General features: G+C 73.1%; 9 protein-coding genes. 7 read left to right on the forward strand and 2 right to left on the reverse strand.

What is annotated here, in order from left to right:
• Positions 1-331: 331 nt before the first annotated feature.
• The 3 genes from gltB (at position 332) to BLR33_RS13375 (ending at position 7,592) form a co-directional block, all read left to right on the forward strand.
• A complete protein-coding gene (gene gltB, locus BLR33_RS13365) occupies positions 332-4,897 on the forward strand; it encodes a glutamate synthase large subunit (RefSeq protein WP_093784613.1) in 4,566 nt (1,521 codons plus the stop codon).
• Complete coding sequence (locus tag BLR33_RS13370; protein ID WP_093784614.1) at positions 4,890-6,353, forward strand: glutamate synthase subunit beta; 1,464 nt, start codon at positions 4,890-4,892, stop codon at positions 6,351-6,353. The genes gltB and BLR33_RS13370 overlap by 8 nt, the downstream gene beginning before the upstream one ends.
• A gap of 360 nt (positions 6,354-6,713) precedes the next feature.
• Positions 6,714-7,592 (forward strand): hypothetical protein, encoded by an 879-nt coding sequence (locus tag BLR33_RS13375; protein ID WP_143031686.1) that lies wholly within the window; start codon positions 6,714-6,716, stop codon positions 7,590-7,592.
• 106 nt (positions 7,593-7,698) lie between these two features.
• Here BLR33_RS13375 and BLR33_RS13380 read toward each other — a convergent pair whose 3' ends face one another.
• Entirely contained in the window at positions 7,699-8,604 is a 906-nt protein-coding gene (locus tag BLR33_RS13380) for a hypothetical protein (protein WP_093784616.1), read from the reverse strand.
• Positions 8,605-8,750: 146 nt separating this feature from the next.
• Between BLR33_RS13380 and pepN the strand changes: the two genes are divergently transcribed.
• The 3 genes from pepN to BLR33_RS13395 all read left to right on the forward strand — a co-directional run bounded on the left by pepN (position 8,751) and on the right by BLR33_RS13395 (position 15,117).
• Entirely contained in the window at positions 8,751-11,258 is a 2,508-nt protein-coding gene (gene pepN, locus BLR33_RS13385; protein ID WP_093784617.1) for an aminopeptidase N, read from the forward strand.
• 860 nt (positions 11,259-12,118) lie between these two features.
• Positions 12,119-13,504 carry a pyridoxal phosphate-dependent decarboxylase family protein gene (locus BLR33_RS13390; RefSeq protein ID WP_093784618.1) on the forward strand — a complete coding sequence of 462 codons (1,386 nt, stop codon included), beginning with the start codon at positions 12,119-12,121 and terminating at the stop codon, positions 13,502-13,504.
• A complete protein-coding gene (locus BLR33_RS13395; protein WP_093784619.1) occupies positions 13,501-15,117 on the forward strand; it encodes a lysine N(6)-hydroxylase/L-ornithine N(5)-oxygenase family protein in 1,617 nt (538 codons plus the stop codon). The genes BLR33_RS13390 and BLR33_RS13395 overlap by 4 nt, the downstream gene beginning before the upstream one ends.
• On the opposite strand, the gene BLR33_RS13400 is transcribed toward BLR33_RS13395, so the two are convergent.
• Positions 15,086-16,915 (reverse strand): bifunctional metallophosphatase/5'-nucleotidase, encoded by a 1,830-nt coding sequence (locus BLR33_RS13400; RefSeq protein ID WP_093784620.1) that lies wholly within the window; start codon positions 16,913-16,915, stop codon positions 15,086-15,088. The two genes, BLR33_RS13395 and BLR33_RS13400, sit on opposite strands and share 32 nt — an antisense overlap.
• 236 nt (positions 16,916-17,151) lie before the next feature.
• Here BLR33_RS13400 and pyk point away from each other — a divergent pair, with 236 nt between their 5' ends.
• Complete coding sequence (gene pyk / locus BLR33_RS13405) at positions 17,152-18,588, forward strand: pyruvate kinase (RefSeq protein ID WP_093784621.1); 1,437 nt, start codon at positions 17,152-17,154, stop codon at positions 18,586-18,588.
• The last annotated feature ends 55 nt before the right edge of the window (positions 18,589-18,643 follow it).

Consider the following 18,643-nt stretch of genomic DNA (forward strand, 5'->3'; position numbering starts at 1 on the left):
TCGCACGGGGCATCACTCGGTAACGCACCGGGCAGAGCTTTCGGCGGCTTCCGGCGAGGTTCCGGCGACGCTCCGGGCACCCCTCCTCACACCGGGCGCGGGCACCCCCGCGTGCGGCAGCCGGAAACACCGCGGTACGACACTGGCCTGAACTGATCGTTCCATCCTCCGAAGAACCGCGAGTACGTCCACATGCTGGAATCGGGTATCCACTTCTCGAACATCCATCCATCATGTAACCTGCACGAAATCGCAGAGGGCCAACGTCGTCCCTGTTGCGCATGCCTATGACAGGCACTGCATACCAGCCAAAGACGACGACGGGAGAGCCATGCGTTCGCGTTCCGCGTTCATGGACGGGCGCCCCGCCCCGCAGGGGATGTACGACCCCCGCAACGAGCACGACGCCTGCGGCGTCGGCTTTGTCGCCACGCTCACCGGTGAGGCGAGCCATGGCCTCGTGGAGCAGGCGCTGACCGTCCTGCGCAACCTGGAACACCGCGGCGCGACCGGTGCCGAGCCGGACTCCGGCGACGGCGCGGGCATCCTGCTGCAGATCCCGGACGCCTTCCTGCGCTCCGCCGTGGACTTCGAGCTGCCCGACGCCGGGCAGTACGCGGCCGGCCTCGCCTTCCTGCCCGTCGAGCCGGACGACCGCGCCAAGGCCGTGGACGCCATCGAGCGCATCGCCGCCGAGGAGGGCCTGACCGTCCTCGGCTGGCGCGAGGTGCCCACCGCCCCCGACCTGCTCGGCGCCACCGCCCGCTCCACCATGCCGTACTTCGCCCAGCTCTTCGTCGCCGACGCAGGCCCGGCGCGCCGCTCCGGCATCGAGCTGGACCGGCCCGCCTTCGTGCTGCGCAAGCGCGCCGAGCGCGAGGCCGAGGTGTACTTCCCGTCGCTGTCCGCGCGGACCATCGTCTACAAGGGCATGCTGACCACCGGCCAGCTGGAGCCGTTCTTCCCCGACCTGTCCGACGAGCGGTTCGCCACCGCCATCGCGCTGGTCCACTCCCGCTTCTCCACCAACACCTTCCCGAGCTGGCCGCTCGCCCACCCGTACCGGTTCGTCGCGCACAACGGCGAGATCAACACCGTCAAGGGCAACCGCAACTGGATGCGGGCCCGCGAGTCCCAGCTGGCCAGCGACCTGTTCGGGCCGGCCGGAGCGGCCGGCGGCCTGGAGCGGGTCTTCCCGGTCTGCACCCCCGGCGCCTCCGACACCGCCTCCTTCGACGAGGTGCTGGAACTGCTCCACCTCGGCGGCCGCTCGCTGCCGCACAGCGTGCTGATGATGATCCCCGAGGCGTGGGAGAACCACACCTCGATGGACCCCGCCCGCCGCGCCTTCTACCAGTACCACTCCACGCTCATGGAGCCCTGGGACGGCCCGGCCTGCGTCACCTTCACCGACGGCTCGGTGGCCGGCGCCGTGCTGGACCGCAACGGGCTGCGCCCGGGCCGCTACTGGGTCACCGACGACGGCCTGGTCGTGCTCGCCTCGGAATCCGGCGTGCTCAACGAGATCGACCCCGCCAAGGTGGTCCGCAAGGGCCGGCTGCAGCCGGGCCGGATGTTCCTGGTCGACACCGTCTCCCACCGCATCGTGGAGGACGACGAGATCAAGGCCGGCATCGCCGCCGAGCACCCGTACGCGGACTGGCTGGACGCCGGCCTGATCCACCTGGCCGACCTGCCCGAGCGCGAGCACATCGTGCACACCCACGCCTCGGTCACCCGCCGCCAGCAGACCTTCGGCTACACCGAGGAGGAGCTGCGGGTGCTGCTGGCGCCCATGGCCCGCACCGGCGCCGAGCCGATCGGCTCGATGGGCACCGACTCGCCGATCGCCGCCCTCTCCGACCGGCCGCGGCTGCTCTTCGACTACTTCACCCAGCTCTTCGCCCAGGTCACCAACCCGCCGCTGGACGCCATCCGCGAGGAGCTGGTCACCTCCCTGACCTCGGTCATCGGCCCGTCGGGAAACCTGCTGGAGCCCAGCCCGGCGTCCTGTCGCAACATCACCCTGCCCTTCCCGGTGATCGACAACGACGACCTCGCCAAGCTGATCCACATCAACGCCGACGGCGACCTGCCCGGCCTGAAGGCCGCCACCCTGTCCGGCCTGTACCGGGTGGCCGGCGGCGGCGAGGCGCTGTCCGCGCGGCTCACCGAGATCTGCGCCGAGGCCGACGCCGCCATAGAGGACGGCGCCCGCCTGATCGTGCTGTCCGACCGGCACTCCGACGCCGAGCACGCCCCGATCCCCTCGCTGCTGCTCACCTCCGCGGTCCACCACCACCTGATCCGCACCAAGCAGCGCACCCAGGTCGGCCTGCTCGTCGAGGCCGGCGACGTCCGCGAGGTCCACCACGTCGCCCTGCTCATCGGCTACGGCGCCGCCGCCGTCAACCCCTACCTCGCCATGGAGTCGGTGGAAGACCTGGTCCGGGCCGGCACCTTCCTGCCCGGCATCGACGCCGACACCGCCCTGCGCAACCTGATCAAGGCGCTCGGCAAGGGCGTGCTGAAGGTCATGTCCAAGATGGGCATCTCCACCGTCGCCTCCTACCGCGGCGCGCAGGTCTTCGAAGCGGTCGGCCTGGACGCGGAGTTCGTCGACACCTACTTCCACCTCACCGACACCAAGATCGGCGGCGCCGGCATCGACGTCATCGCCCGCGAGGTCGCCGCCCGGCACGCCAAGGCGTACCCGGTCTCCGGCATCCCCGCGGCGCACCGCCGGCTGGACATCGGCGGCGAGTACCAGTGGCGCCGCGAGGGCGAGCCGCACCTGTTCGACCCCGAGACCGTCTTCCGGCTCCAGCACGCCACCCGCACCCGGCGCTACGACATCTTCAAGCAGTACACCTCACGGGTGAACGAGCAGTCCGAGCGGCTGATGACGCTGCGCGGCCTGTTCGCCCTGAAGTCCGACCGGCCGCCGGTGCCGATCGAGGAGGTCGAGCCGGTCGCCGAGATCGTCCGCCGGTTCTCCACCGGCGCCATGTCGTACGGCTCGATCTCCCGCGAGGCGCACGAGACGCTCGCCATCGCCATGAACCAGCTCGGCGGCAAGTCCAACACCGGCGAGGGCGGCGAGGACCCCGAGCGGCTGTACGACCCGGCCCGGCGCAGCGCCATCAAGCAGGTCGCCTCCGGCCGGTTCGGCGTCACCTCCGAGTACCTGGTCAACGCCGACGACATCCAGATCAAGATGGCCCAGGGCGCCAAGCCCGGCGAGGGCGGCCAGCTGCCCGGCCACAAGGTCTACCCGTGGATCGCCGGCACCCGGCACTCCACCGCGGGCGTCGGCCTGATCTCCCCGCCGCCGCACCACGACATCTACTCCATCGAGGACCTCGCCCAGCTCATCCACGACCTGAAGAACGCCAACCCCAGGGCGCGGGTGCACGTCAAGCTCGTCTCCGAGGTCGGCGTCGGCACCGTGGCCGCGGGCGTGTCCAAGGCGCACGCCGACGTCGTGCTGATCTCCGGCCACGACGGCGGCACCGGCGCCTCCCCGCTCACCTCGCTGAAGCACGCCGGCGGCCCCTGGGAACTCGGCCTCGCCGAGACCCAGCAGACCCTGCTGCTCAACGGGCTGCGGGACCGGATCGTGGTGCAGACCGACGGCCAGCTCAAGACTGGCCGGGACGTGGTGATCGCCGCGCTGCTCGGCGCCGAGGAGTTCGGCTTCGCCACCGCGCCGCTGGTCGTCTCCGGCTGCGTGATGATGCGGGTCTGCCACCTGGACACCTGCCCGGTGGGCGTGGCCACCCAGAACCCGGTGCTGCGCGAGCGGTTCAGCGGCAAGCCGGAGTTCGTGGTGAACTTCTTCGAGTTCATCGCCGAGGAGGTCCGCGAGCTGCTCGCCGAACTCGGCTTCCGCTCCATCGAGGAGGCCGTCGGCCACGCCGAACTCATCGACGCGGCCCGCGCGGTGGACCACTGGAAGGCGCAGGGCCTGGACCTGGCCCCGCTGCTCTACGTCCCCGACCTGCCCGAGGGCGCCGCCCGGCACCGCGTCACCAGCCAGGAGCACGGCCTGGAGAAGGCGCTGGACAACGAGCTGATCCGGCTCGCCGCCGACGCGCTGGCCACCGGCGCCCCGGTGCGTGCCCAGGTGCCGATCCGCAACGTCAACCGCACGGTCGGCACCATGCTCGGCCACGAGGTGACCAAGAAGTACGGCGGCGCGGGCCTGCCCGAGGACACCATCGACATCACCTTCACCGGCTCCGCCGGCCAGTCCTTCGGCGCCTTCCTGCCCAAGGGCATCACCCTGCGCCTGGAGGGCGACGCCAACGACTACGTGGGCAAGGGCCTGTCCGGCGGCCGGGTGATCGTCCGCCCCGACCGCGGCGCCGACCACCTCGCCGAGCAGTCCACCATCGCCGGCAACACCATCGCCTACGGCGCCACCGGCGGCGAGCTGTTCCTGCGCGGCCGTACCGGCGAGCGGTTCTGCGTGCGCAACTCCGGTGCCACCGTGGTCGCCGAGGGTGTCGGCGACCACGGCTGCGAGTACATGACCGGCGGCCGCGCGGTCGTCCTGGGCACCACCGGCCGCAACTTCGCGGCCGGCATGTCCGGCGGCATCGCCTACGTCCTCGACCTCGACCCGGGCAGCGTCAACCCCGGCATGGTCGAGGTCGAGCAGCTCACCGCCGACGACATCACGTGGCTGCACGACGTGGTGCGCCGCCACTTCGAGGAGACCGGCTCCACCGTCGCCGAGCGGCTGCTCGCCGACTGGGGCGCCGCCCTCACCCGCTTCGGCAAGGTCATGCCGAGGGACTACAAGGCAGTGCTCGCCGCCAAGAACGCCGCCGAGCAGGCCGGGCTCTCCGAGTCCGAGACCACCGCGAAGATGATGGAGGCGGCAAATGGCTGACCCCAAGGGCTTCCTCACCACCCCGCGTGAGAACAACCCGACCCGCCCGGTCGAGGAGCGCCGGCAGGACTGGCGCGAGGTGTACGTGCCCGGCGGCCTGCTGCCGATCATCACCCAGCAGGCCGGCCGCTGCATGGACTGCGGCATCCCGTTCTGCCACAACGGCTGCCCGCTGGGGAACCTGATCCCCGAGTGGAACGACTACGCCTACCGCGAGGACTGGCAGGCCGCCAGCGAGCGGCTGCACGCCACCAACAACTTCCCGGAGTTCACCGGGCGGCTGTGCCCGGCGCCCTGCGAGTCCGCCTGCGTGCTCGGCATCAACCAGCCGCCGGTGACCATCAAGAACGTCGAGGTCACCATCATCGACAAGGCGTGGGACAACGGCGGGGTCACCCCGCAGCCGCCGGACCGGCTGTCCGGCAAGACCGTCGCCGTCATCGGCTCGGGCCCGGCCGGGCTCGCCGCCGCCCAGCAGCTCACCCGGGCCGGCCACACCGTCGCCGTCTACGAGCGGGCCGACCGGATCGGCGGGCTGCTGCGGTACGGCATCCCCGAGTTCAAGATGGAGAAGCGGCACATCAACCGGCGCATCGAGCAGATGCGCGCGGAGGGCACCAAGTTCCGCACCGGCGTGCAGATCGGCACCGACCTCGATGCCGCCAAGCTCGCCGCGCGGTACGACGCGGTGGTCATCGCGGCCGGCGCCACCCAGTGGCGCGACCTGCCGGTCGAGGGCCGCGACCTCAAGGGCATCCACCAGGCGATGGAGTACCTGCCGCTGTCCAACAAGGTGCAGGAGGGCGACTACGTGACGCCCCCGATCACCGCCGAGGGCAAGCACGTCGTCGTCATCGGCGGCGGCGACACCGGCGCGGACTGCGTCGGCACCGCGCACCGCCAGGGCGCGCTGTCGGTCACCCAGCTGGAGATCATGCCGCGGCCCGCCGACGAGCGGCCCGCGCACCAGCCGTGGCCGACGATGCCGATGGTCTACAAGGTGACCTCCGCGCACGAGGAGGGCGGCGAGCGCGTCTACGCCGTCAACACCGTGCGCTTCACCGGCGATGAGGACGGCAACGTCAAGGAACTCCACCTGGTCGAGGTCGTCTTCGAGGACGGGCGGTTCGTGCCGCAGGAGGGCACCGAGCGGGTCATCCCCGCCGAATTGGTCACCCTCGCCATGGGCTTCACCGGCACCGACCGCAGCAACGGCATGATCGAGCAGCTGGGTCTCGAACTGGACGCCCGCGGCAACATCGCCCGCGACAAGGACTACGCCACCAACGTGGACGGCGTCTTCGTCGCCGGCGACGCCGGCCGCGGCCAGTCGCTGATCGTGTGGGCGATCGCCGAGGGGCGCTCGGCCGCGCGCGCGGTCGACGCCTACCTCACCGGGGTGCCCTCCGCCCTGCCCGCCCCGATCCGCCCGACGGACCGTCCCCTGGCGGTCTGACCCCCGAAACGTCCCGCACAACGGCGTGCGGAACGCCGCAACACAGCAGCGCTCGCCCCTCCCCGACCACTTGGGCGCGAGCGCTGCTTTTGCGTTTTTCACGGTGTCCGCGAACTCCTCTCGCTCAGGGTGCGCCTCTCGCCTCCCGGCGGGGGGGACCCCTCCACGGGGCGGTGACCTTCGCGCCAAGGGCGGGGCTTTCAGGGGCGCTGGGCTCCCCACGCCCCTATTGGGGTTGCCCTTGCCGCGAGGGGCGCGGCCGCTCGGGTGGGAAAACGGGGGGCACGGAGTGGCGGGGTGGACGTCGAGGGACGAATCGGTCCGTCCCCCAGCGAAACCCCGTAGAAGGAGTCCCCCGCGATGTCCCGTGTGAGATCAGTGCTGGTTGCCGCGGCGGTGGCCGCCCTGCCCGCCGCGTTCCTGCCGGCCGCGGCCGGCGTGGCCGCGACGCCGGACGGGCCGCGCCCCCGGCCGAACGTGGTGCGGGTGCTGCCCGGCGACCTCGGCCCGGACGGGCCCTGGCTGCGGCTGCAGGACGACCCCAGCAACGCCGGGCGCCCGTACGGCGTCCAGGAGGTCTCCCCGTTCCCCGACTCCGTCTTCCACGACGGGAGCCTCCACCTCGCCGTCGCCGGCCACGACCCTGCCCAGCAGGCGCAGGCCGCGCACTACTTCACCGCCGCCGTGCCGCTCACCGAGGTGGCCGCCCGTCCGCTGGCGTACGACCTGTACGTCAAGGGCGCGACGTCCACCCCGGACGCGATCCCCTTCGGCGCCAACCTCCAGCTGCCCGTAGTCTGCCAGGGCGCCTTCACCACACTGAGCTTCCAGCCGCAGCTGGCCACCGACTCCGAGGGCCGCACCGGCGCGGTCGCCGACGCCTGGCGGCACTTCGACGCGGGCGGCTCCACCCAGTGGCGCACCTCCCGCGCGGTCGCCGGCTTCGCCGCCCAGAGCGACCACCCGCTCACCGACTACGTCGGCGCGTGCGACGCGGCGGGCGACGGCGCCATCGGCGTGATCGCCAACGTCGGCCGGCTCGGCGACGCGACCGCGTCCCTGGACACCTACGTCGACAACATCGCCGTCGACGGCACCCTCTACGACTTCGCCGTCGAGGACTGCGCGCACGACGGCGGCCCGGGCCACAGCTCCGGCTACGGCTCGACCCCCGGCTGCGGTTCCGGCAACGGCAACGGTTACGGCTCCCGGGCGGACTCCGGCCGGGGCGGCGCCTGAGAACCGCCGGGCGGCCGCCCGGGTCCCGGCCGAACCCGGCTCGGCCGCCGCTTTCCCCTTGGGGCGCCCTCCCCACCCGCCCGAGGGCGGCTGGAGCCCGGGCGCCTCAGGTGTCGCAGTCGTGGACCGCGTGGCACAGCGCGCACCTTGCCCGCAACCGCCCTTTGCAGGGCACCCGGATGCGCTGGTAGCAGGCCGGGCAGGGGAAGGAGACGCGGCGGCCGCCGGCCGGGCCCTCGAAGGCGTAGTCCCCGCCCGGCGTGCCCGTACGGCGATTCTTCGCGTACAGCCGCCGGGCCGCCCACGAGGCGTCGGCCAGCGGCGGGCGGCGCAGGTCCTGCCGGGCGCGGGTGAGCCCCGCCCGGTAGGCGTCGCGGGCCTGCGGACTGCGCAGCCACGGCTCGATGTCGTCGCCGAACGCCAGCGCCCGCTTGGCCAGCACGTACCCGAACTCCTCCGGCGTGAGGTAGCCGAGCTTGTACGCCGCCATCAGCACCCGCTCGCCGCGCAGCGCGGGCTCCTCGCGGTAGGAGTCCAGCAGCAGCCAGCCCGCGCCCAGGTAGGCGGCGACGGTGTCGGTGAGGATCTCGTTGTCCCGGGTGCCGGGGAACTCCAGGCCGAGGCGGTGCAGGTAGACGTGCGTCACCTCGTGCGCGAGGGCGGCGCCGACATCACGGCGGTCGGTCTTGAAACGGTCGTGCAGCTCCACGAAGTACTCGGGGCCCGCGGCCAGTTCGACGTTCCCGGCGTGCACCATGTCGCGGAACCCGACGACCATCCGGGCGTCCGGCAGCCGCAGGTGCTGCACCATGACCCGGGCGATGCGCTGCGCCCCCAGGTAGGGGTCCTCGTCGTCGGGGAACTCCACGAGCTCGGGCCGCACACTGGCCGCGAACCGCGCCACGCCGTCCCCCGACAGCCGCCGGTGCAGCGCGGTCAGCGCCGCCCGCACGGTCTCCACATGCGGGAACCCGTGCTCGATCGGCTTCTGCCCGGCCCCCGCCTCACCCATAGGGCACCTCCCCCCAGCGAGCGTACCGGGGCACCGCGTGCGTCCCGAGGGGGCGCGGGCGCGTCACCCCTCAACGCCCCCTCGGCGGTACCTTTGATCGGGAAATGGCGTTCGCCCTTGGCCCGAGCTTGCGGCAGCATGACGGCATGCCTGCCCTCACCCGCACCGAAGCCGTGACCCGCGCCCGCGACCTGACCGTCGAGCACTATGCGATCGACCTCGACCTCACCAGGGGAGCGGACCTGTTCGGGTCGACCACAGTGATCAGGTTCACGGCACGCACCCCCTGCGACACCTTCGCCGAGCTGCGCCCCGCGACGCTTCACCGCGCCGTCCTGGACGGCCGCGAACTCGACCCCGCGCTGCTCGACGACAACCGGCTGCCGCTGACCGGCCTCGCCGAGGGCGCCCACGAGCTGCGGGTCGAGGCCGACATGCGCTACTCGCACACCGGCGAGGGCATGCACCGCTTCACCGACCCCGCCGACGGCGAGACCTACCTCTACACCCAGCTCTTCCTCGCCGACGTCCAGCGGGTGGCCGCCGCCTTCGACCAGCCCGACCTGAAGGCCGTCTTCGACGTGTCCGTCACCGCCCCCGAGGACTGGACCGTCCTGGGCAACGGCGTCGCGGCCCGTACCGCGCCCGGCCGCTGGCAGCTGGCCACCACCCCGCCGCTGGCCACGTACTTCCTCGCGGTCGCCGCCGGGCCCTTCCACTCGGTGCGCACCGAGCACGCCGGGCTGCCCTTCGGCCTGCACTGCCGCCGCTCGCTCGCCCCCTACCTCGACCGCGACGCCGACGCGCTGCTCGCCCTGACCCGCCGCTGCTTCGACCGCTACCACGAACTCTTCGACGAGCCCTACCCGTTCGACTCCTACGACCAGGCGTTCGTCCCCGAGTTCAACCCCGGCGCGATGGAGAACCCCGGCCTGGTCACCTTCCGTGACGAGTTCATCCACCGCTCGGCGGCCACCCCGACGGAGGTCCGGGGCCGCGCGGTGACGATCGCGCACGAGATGGCCCACATGTGGTTCGGCGACCTGGTCACCCTGCGCTGGTGGGACGACATCTGGCTGAACGAGTCGTTCGCCGAGTACATGGCCTACCAGGTCGTCTCCGAGGACCCCGCCTTCGGCGGCGCCTGGACCGACTTCGGGGTGCAGCGCAAGCCGTGGGGCTCCGACGCCGACCAGCGCCCCTCCACCCACCCGGTCGCCACCGGGCCCGAGGCCGTGCCCGACACCGCGAGCGCGCTCAACAACTTCGACGGCGTCGCCTACGCCAAGGGCGCCTCCGCACTGCGCCAGCTCGAATCGTGGCTCGGCAGCAAGGACTTCCTGGCCGGCATCAACCTCCACCTCGCCCGGCACCGCTTCGGCAACGCCACCCTCGCCGACTTCATCGACTCCCTCGCCTCGGCCACCGACCGGGACGTCCACGCCTGGGCCGACGCCTGGCTGCGCACCACCGGCATCGACGTCCTGACCCCCACCACCTCGCCCGCCCCGAGCGGCTGGCGCCTGGAAGTCGCCCACCAGGGCAGCCGCCCGCACCGCATCACCGCGGGCCTGTACGACCGCGCCCCCGCCGACCCCGTGCGGCTGGTGCTGCGCGAGCGCGTCCCGCTGGACATCACCGCCACCTCCGCGGTCGAGCGCCGCGAACTGCCCGGCCCGCGCCCGGACCTGGTGCTGCTCAACGACGGCGACCTCAGCTACGTCAAGGTCCGCTACGACCAGCACTCCTGGGAGTCCTTCACCGAGGCCGGCGGCGGCCTGCCCGACCCGCTCTCCCGCGCCGTGGCCTGGAACGCGGCCCGCGAACTCGTCCGCGACGGCCGCGTCACCCCCGGCGAGCACCTGGCCGCCGTCCGCCGGCACCTGCCCGCCGAGAGCGACCCGGCGATCGTGCAGGCCGTGCTCGGCTTCGCCCGCACCGTGCTCGCCGACAGCTACCTCACGCCCGCGCAGCGCCCCGCGGGCCTGGCGCAGCTCGCCGGGACCGCCCGCGCGCTGCTGGCCGAAGGCCGGGACGAGCACCGGCTCGCCGCCACCCGGATCCTGATCGGCGCCGCCCTGACCGAGGCCGACGCCGCCGAGCTGCGCGGCTGGTACGAGAGCGGCGAGATACCCGGCGTGGCCCCGCTCGACCCCGGGCTGCGCTGGCGGCTGCTGCTGCGGCTGTGCGTCCTGGGCGCGGCCGGCCCCGCGGACATCGACGCGGAACTCGACCGCGACCCGAGCGCCACCGGCCGCGAGGGTGCCGCGCGGTGCCGGGCCGCGCTGCCCGACAGCGCGGCCAAGGAGGCCGCGTGGCAGGCGATGTTCCACGACGACACCCGCTCCACCTACCTCTTCACCGCCACCGCGCAGGGCTTCTGGCAGCCCGAGCAGCGGGATCTGCTCGCCGGTTACGTGCCGCGCTACTTCACCGACGCGGTTTCGCTGGCCGCCCGCAGCGGCCCCGCCCTCGCCAAGGCGGCGGGCTCCCACGCCTTCCCGTCCTCCTTCGCGGACCCCACCACGGTCGCCGCGGCCCGCACCGCCCTGACCAACAGCACCCTCGCCCCGGCCCTCGCCCGAGCCCTCGCCGACAGCACCGACGACCTCGCCCGAGCCTCCCGCATCCGCACGGCCACCACCTCTTCTTGACCAAGCACGGCCCCCCGCCGCGGGGGTTCTCCACGGTGCCGACTGCCACCTGCGCGGTGAGGGCGGCTGCCCGCCGCGAGGGTTCCCCTACGGGGCCGGGTGCCGCGTGCGCGGTGCGAGTGCGGCTGCCCGCCGCGAGGGTTCCCCTACGGGGCCGGGTGCCGCGTGCGCGGTGCGAGTGCGGCTGCCCGCCGCTCGGGTTTGTCGCCGTCGCCGTCTGCCGCTCGATGGCGGGTTGCGCGCGCCGTTCCTCCCCCAGAGCTTCGCCTGGGAGGTACCCCCAGCGCCCCTGAGGTGCTCGCCCTGCGCGCGAAGGGCGAGGTTTTTTCAGGGGCGCGGGGAACTGCGCGCCCAGCCAGGCACCGGCATGCGGCCGGGAATCGGGAGAAGCCCCTACGGCGGGTTGCCGTTCTTGGGGGCGCGGGGAACTGCGCGCTCAGGTACCGACCGGCCTGCGGCCGGGAACGGCGGGGGTGGGGGCAGACGAGTACCCGTAAGGGGCGCGGGGAACTGCGCGACCAGCCACCGACCGGCCTGCGGCCGGGAATCGGGAGAAGCCCCTACGGCGGGTTGCCGTGTTCGGGGGCGCGGGGAACGGCGCGCCCAGCCATCCTGCGGGCGGTAGTCGGCACCGTAGGGGAACCCCCGCGGCGGGCAGCCGCCCCCGCACCGTGCGGGCGGTACTCGGCCCCGTAGAGGAACCCCCGTGGCGGGGAGCCGCAAGGGTGCCGGACCGCGAGGGGCAACCGTGGCGCGGGGAACCCCAGGGGGAGCCGCGCACGCGGAACTCCGTACCCCTTTGGCGCAAGCCTCGTTGTGCAGGGCGCCCTGTCGTCGGCGCTGGTCAGTGAGGAACACCCATGGCGATGCCCGGACTTGCCGGTGGACGTGGCGGCGGGCAGGTGCTGCGGCCGCTGCTGGACACCGTGTGCGCGGCCCTCGCGCACGGCGCGGGGGAGCGGGGCGGGCCGCTGCCGGGCGGCGGGCCGGACGCGGTGGCCGCGCAGGTCGCGCGGGCGCTCGGCGACGCCCTGCCGCGCACCGGCACCGGCGACCACGAGGCGCTGTCCACCCTCGTCCACGCCATGGCGCTGGGCGCGGCCGACCCCGGCGACCCGCTGTGCGCCGCACACCTGCACTGCCCGCCGCTGGCGGTGGCCGCCGCCGCGGACCTGGCCGCCAGCGCCCTCAACCCCTCGCTGGACTCCTGGGACCAGGCGCCGGCCGCAAGCGCCCTGGAGGCGCGGGTGACGGCCGCGCTGGCCGCCCTCGTCTACCCCGACCTGCCCGCCCCCGACGCGCTGGTGACCACCGGCGGCACCGAGTCCAACCAGGTCGCCCTGCTGCTGGCCCGCGAACGGGCCGCCGGCGGGCCCCGGGTGCAGGTGGTGTGCGGGGCCAACGCGCACCACAGCGTGCAGCGCGCGGCCTGGCTGCTCGGACTGCCGCGGCCCATCGTCCTGGACACCCCGGCCGGCGTCCTCGACCCGGCCGCGGTCGCCGCCGCCCTGGCCGACCTGCCGGGGCGGACCCTGGTGGTGGCAACGGCGGGCACCACCGACCGCGGCGCCGTCGACCCGCTGCCCGCCATCGCCGCCATCACCGCCGACCGCGGCGCCGAACTCCACGTGGACGCCGCCTACGGCGGTCCGCTGCTGTTCAGTCAGCGCGAGGCCGGCAAGCTCGACGGCCTGCAGTCCGCCGTGTCGGTCACCCTCGACCTCCACAAGCTCGGCTGGCAGCCGGTCGCCGCCGGCCTGCTCGCCGTCCCCGACGGCACCGCCCTGCGGCCGCTGGCCCACCAGGCCGACTACCTCAACGCCGACGACGACACCGAGGCCGGCCTGCCCGACCTCCTGGGCCGCTCGCTGCGCACCACCCGCCGGCCCGACGTGCTGAAGATCGCCGTCACGCTGCGGGCGCTGGGCCGCGAGGGCGTCGCGGCCCTGGTGGACCGGGTGTGCGACCTGGCCGCCGACCTCGCCGCCCGCATCGACCGCCACCCCGCGCTGACCCTGCACGGCCCGCCGGCCATCAGCACCGTCCTGTTCCGCCCGGCCGGCGCCACCGACGAGCAGACGGCCGCGCTGCGCCGCCGCCTGCTGCACGAAGGGCGCGCGGTCCTCGGCCGGGCGGCCGCCGACGGGCAGCTGTGGCTGAAGGCCACCGTGCTCAACCCGCACCTGCGCCCCGACGACCTCGACACGCTGCTGAAGCTCACCACGGAAGGCACCACGGCACGATGAACCAGCCGGACGTCCGCATCCCGCACCCCTCCCCGGAACCCGACCCCGCCGGCCGGCCCGCACCGCGGCAGGCGCCGGAGCCCGCACCGGAGGCGGCGGCAGGGACGGAGAACGCAGCAGCGGCCGCAGCGGCCCAGGACGCGGCGCCCCCGGGACCCGCCGGGACCGCGGACGCCGAGGCCGCGGCCGAGACCGAGACAGCGGACGCGCCCGCCGCCGACGAGCCGTTGGACCTGCTCGGCGTCGGCATCGGCCCCTTCAACCTCTCGCTGGCCGCGCTCGCCGACGGCATCCCCGGCCTGAGGTGCGCCTTCTTCGAGCAGCGCCCCGACTTCCACTGGCACCCCGGCCTGCTCGTCGAGGGCGCCACCCTCCAAGTGCCCTTCCTCGCCGACCTGGTGACGCTCGCGGACCCGTCGAGCAGGTGGAGCTTCCTCAACTGGCTCAAGGCCCGCGAGCGGCTCTTCCCGTTCTACTTCGCCGAGCGCTTCCACATCCACCGCGCCGAGTTCGACGCCTACTGCCGGTGGGTCGCCGAGGCGCTGCCGAGCACGCACTTCGGCCGGCAGGTGGACGCCGTGCGGTGGAATCCGGCCCGCGGCTGCTTCGAGGTCGACCACACCCACGTGGACGCCCACGGCCAGGCCGAGGCACTGGGCCGCACCTACGCCCGCAACGTCGTCCTCGGCGTCGGCACCGAGCCCTACGTGCCCGAGCCGCTGCGCCCGCTCGCCGAGACGCCCACCGTGCCGGTGGTGCACTCCTCGCGCTACCTCGACGCCCGCGAGCGGCTGCTGGCCGCCGAGCACATCACCGTCGTCGGCTCCGGGCAGTCCGGCGCCGAGGTCTTCCTCGACCTGCTGCGCAGCCGCCCGGCCGGCCGCGAGCGCATCACCTGGCTCGCCCGCACCCCGGCGTTCGCTCCCATGGAGTACAGCAAGCTGGGCCTGGAGCACTTCACGCCCGACTACACCCGCTACTTCCACGGCCTGCCCGAGCCGGTCCGCGACCGCCTGGTGCCCGAGCAGTGGCAGCTGCACAAGGGCATCGACGCGGCCACGATCGCCGCGATCCACGAGGAGCTCTACCGCCGCACCCTGGACGGCGGCTGGCCCGACGCGGTCCTCACCCCGGGCGTGACCGTGCGCACCGCGGGACGGCTCGGCACCCGCAGCGTCGAGCTCCACCTGGAACACGCCGACCAGGGCATCCGCACCCGGCTGATCACCGACGCGGTGGTGCTCGCCACCGGCTACCGCGAGCGCCCGCTGGACCGGCTGCTCGACCCGCTCGCCCCGCTGATCGCGCGGGACGAGGCGGGCCGGCCGCGGATCGACGCCCGGCACCGGATCGAGCTCGACCCCGCTGTCACGGGCCGGCTCTACGTGCAGAACGCCGAGCGGCACACCCACGGCGTCGGTGCCCCCGACCTGGGCCTGGCCGCCTGGCGCTCGGCGGTGGTGCTCAACGACCTGACCGCCCTGCTCACCGGCGAGGAGCACTACCCCCTGCCGGCCAGGACCGCCTTCACCACCTTCGGTCTGGCCCCGGCCGGGGCAGGGGAGCGGGCCACGGCGGGCCCTAGCCGAACAGCGGAACTCCGGCGCGGGTGAGGCGCCACTGGTCGCCGCCGAAGGACGACGGGTCGATCGTGCCGTGCGCCTGGACCCAGGCGATGATCGTGTTGCGGATCTCGTCGGAGGAGGACCACACCGACTGGGCCGCGGCCACGTGCGGATAGTTGCTGCCGCCGCTGGAGCGGTAGTTGTTCACCGCGAGCACGAACTGCGCGTCGGGGTCGACCGGGGCGCCGGCGTGCGTGAGGTTGGTGATGCGCGAACCGGCCGGCTGGGCGATGTCGATGTCGTAGGACACGCCGCTGAGCACGTCGTAGCTGTAGTCGGGGGTGTTGTTCGCGTTGGTGATCTTCGTGACGTCCACCGGCGCGTCGGGCGCGGTCTGCACGAAGTACGCCGCCGACCACTCCAGGTAGTCCTTGACCTGGGCGCCGGTCAGCAGCTTGGCGTCCAGGGTGTTCTCGTAGACGTAGAGGCCCGCCACGTCGCGCAGGCTGACCTGGCCGGCCGGGATGGCGGCGGTGCGGGAGAAGGGGGATGCCTCGGAGAGCACCGGCAGGTCCGCGTACTGCGTGCCGGCCAGCGCGGCGGTGACCGTGTCGGACTGCACGAGGTTGATGAAGTCGATGATCGGGGTGTCCTTGTAGGTGGACTCCGCCGCGCTCATCGCCTCGGTGCAGGTGCCGATGACCTGGTTGACGTAGGCGACGACCTTGTTGTGCTCCTCGCGCACGAGCCGCGCCACCACCGGGTCCTCCTCGACGGTGTTGGCGTTGCGCACCCCGGCGGTGACCGAGGAGACCTGCCAGCGGCCGCGGTGCAGCTCCAGGTCGATGTCGAACACGCTCAGCCGCATGCCCCACATCAGCGGCTCGGAGAGCACCACCGTGCGGCCGGTCTCCTCATTGACCACCAGGGTCTGCGGGCGCTCGACGTGGGTGTGGCCGACCAGGATCGCGTCGATGCCGGGCACCTGGGCGGCCACCAGCGAGGAGGCGTTCTCCGGGTAGGGGACCGCGTCGCCGTAGGAGGTGGAGCCGTCCAGGCCGGAGTGGTCGGTGCAGAAGACCACGTCGCAACCCATCGCGCGCAGCCTGGGCACGTAGATCCTGGCCTGCTCCACCAGGCCGGGGAAGGCGAGCCTGCCCTGCACGTTGGCCTTGTCCCACACGGCGATGCCCGGGTTGGTCAGGCCCAGGATGCCGACCTTGATGTTCGGGCCGCCCTCGACGTGCAGCTCCTTGACCAGGTAGGGCGGGAAGGCGGGCTTCAGGGTGGTGGCGTCCACCGCGTTGGCGGCCAGCAGCGGGAAGTCGCACTGGTCCTGGAAGGCGCGCAGCAGCGGGATGCCGTAGTTGAACTCGTGGTTGCCGAGGGCGGCCGCGTCGTAGCGCATGTGGTTCATCGCCAGCGCCATCGGATGCCGCGGGCCCGTGCGGCGGCCGGTGATCGGCTCGACCCGGGCGTAGTAGTACGACAGCTGGGTGCCCTGGATGATGTCGCCGGCGTCCACCAGCAGGGTGCGGTCGTGGCCCTTCTCGGCCCGCGCGGCCTCGATGAGGGTGGCGAGCTTGGCCATGCCGACGTCGTTGTGGGTGGCGTCGTCGTACTCGGCGTTCGTGAAGTAGTCCCAGTTCAGGGCGTGCCCGTGGACGTCGGTGGTGCCGAGCACGCGCAGGCTGTAGGTGCGCGGGCCGTGCTCGCCGTGGCCGCCGTGGCCGGGCTCGGCAGCCTCGGCGGGGGCGGCGGCCACCGCCCCGGCGGTGCCGGCCAGCGCGACGCCCGCGCCGGTGGCGGCGGAGCGGTGGATGAAGTCCCTGCGGTTGAGGGGCATGTCGGTGTGGTCTCCTCGGGATGAAGGCGGCGCACGCGGCCGGCGCCGCTGGTGGCGACGCGCGTAGATTCTGGCGTACCGCACCCCCGCAGCAACACCCCCGGCCCAATCCCGGAATGCTCATCGGAGCGGAGTGCCGCACACTTCGACGCTTGTCAACAAGCGTTAATTGAGCTGTCGTTGGACTGTTGCCGTCACCCAGCTCCCTACCAACGAGTAAGTCATACGCTCGACACATGCGCCGAGCCAAGATTGTCTGCACCCTGGGGCCCGCCACCGACTCGTACGACCAGATCAAGGCACTGGTCGAGGCCGGTATGGACGTCGCGCGCCTCAACCTCAGCCACGGCAGCTACGCCGACCACGAGGACCGCTACCAGCGGGTTCGAAAGGCGTCCGACGAAACCGGGCGCAGCGTCGGCATCCTCGCCGACCTTCAGGGTCCGAAGATCCGGCTGGGCCGGTTCGCCGAGGGACCGGTACTCCTTGAACGCGGCGACGAGTTCACCATCACCGTGGACGACATCGAGGGCACCCAGTCCATCTGCGGCACCACCTACAAGGGCCTGGCGGCGGACGTGGCCCGCGGCGAGCGCATCCTGGTGGACGACGGCCGGGTGACCCTGGAGGTCACCGACGTCGAGGGCGGCCGGGTGCACACCATGGTCATCGAGGGCGGCTGGGTCTCCGACCACAAGGGCCTCAACCTGCCCGGCGTCGCCGTCTCCGTGCCGGCCCTGTCCGACAAGGACATCCGCGACCTGCGCTGGGCGCTGCGCACCGGCGCCGACGTCATCGCGCTCTCCTTCGTCCGCAGCGGCCGCGACATGGACGACGTGCTGCAGGTGATGGCCGAGGAGGGCCGCCGCGTCCCGGTCATCGCCAAGATCGAGAAGCCCCAGGCCGTGGACAACCTGGAGGAGATCGTCGACGCCTTCGACGGCATCATGGTCGCCCGCGGCGACCTCGGCGTGGAGATGCCGCTGGAGGCCGTGCCGATCGTCCAGAAGCGCGCGGTCAAGCTCGCCCGGCGCAACGCCAAGCCGGTCATCGTCGCCACCCAGATGCTCGACTCGATGATCGACAACTCCCGGCCCACCCGCGCCGAGGCGTCCGACGTCGCCAACGCCGTCATCGACGGCACCGACGCGGTGATGCTCTCCGGCGAGACCAGCGTCGGGAAGTACCCGATCCAGACCGTCAAGACCATGGCCCGCATCGTGGCCGCCGCCGAGGCCGACATCCTCGCCGCCGGCCTGCCGCCGCTGACGGAGTCCAACAAGCCGCGCACCCAGGGCGGCGCCGTCGCCCGGGCCGCCGCCGAGATGGGCGACTTCCTCGGCGCGAGCTACCTGGTGGCCTTCACCCAGTCCGGCGACACCGTGCGCCGCCTGTCCCGCTACCGCTCGCCGATCCCGGTGCTCGCCTTCACCCCCGAGCCGGCCACCCGCTCCCAGCTCAACCTCACCTGGGGCGTGGAGACCTTCCTCGGCCCCATGGTGCAGACCACCGACGAGATGGTCCAGCAGGTGGACGAGGAGCTGCTGCGGATCGGCCGCTGCAAGCGCGGCGACACCGTCGTCATCACCGCCGGCTCCCCGCCCGGAATGCCGGGCACCACCAACATGGTGCGGGTCCACCGCATCGGCGAGGACGACGCACCGAAACAGTAGATGATCGACGGGAATTAACGCTCCGTAACGCGGGTGCAATACAGAACCAAGAGGG

The organism is Actinacidiphila guanduensis (assembly GCF_900103985.1).
In the GTDB taxonomy this organism is placed as follows: domain Bacteria; phylum Actinomycetota; class Actinomycetes; order Streptomycetales; family Streptomycetaceae; genus Actinacidiphila; species Actinacidiphila guanduensis.

What these genes read in the sequence shown, in the direction of transcription:
- gltB (WP_093784613.1), top strand. Translation starts at nt 332, where the DNA reads ATGCGTTCGCGTTCCGCGTTCATGGACGGGCGCCCCGCCCCGCAGGGG.
- BLR33_RS13370 (WP_093784614.1), top strand. Translation starts at nt 4,890, where the DNA reads ATGGCTGACCCCAAGGGCTTCCTCACCACCCCGCGTGAGAACAACCCG.
- BLR33_RS13375 (WP_143031686.1), top strand. Translation starts at nt 6,714, where the DNA reads ATGTCCCGTGTGAGATCAGTGCTGGTTGCCGCGGCGGTGGCCGCCCTG.
- BLR33_RS13380 (WP_093784616.1), bottom strand. Translation starts at nt 8,604, where the DNA reads ATGGGTGAGGCGGGGGCCGGGCAGAAGCCGATCGAGCACGGGTTCCCG.
- pepN (WP_093784617.1), top strand. Translation starts at nt 8,751, where the DNA reads ATGCCTGCCCTCACCCGCACCGAAGCCGTGACCCGCGCCCGCGACCTG.
- BLR33_RS13390 (WP_093784618.1), top strand. Translation starts at nt 12,119, where the DNA reads ATGGCGATGCCCGGACTTGCCGGTGGACGTGGCGGCGGGCAGGTGCTG.
- BLR33_RS13395 (WP_093784619.1), top strand. Translation starts at nt 13,501, where the DNA reads ATGAACCAGCCGGACGTCCGCATCCCGCACCCCTCCCCGGAACCCGAC.
- BLR33_RS13400 (WP_093784620.1), bottom strand. Translation starts at nt 16,915, where the DNA reads ATGCCCCTCAACCGCAGGGACTTCATCCACCGCTCCGCCGCCACCGGC.
- pyk (WP_093784621.1), top strand. Translation starts at nt 17,152, where the DNA reads ATGCGCCGAGCCAAGATTGTCTGCACCCTGGGGCCCGCCACCGACTCG.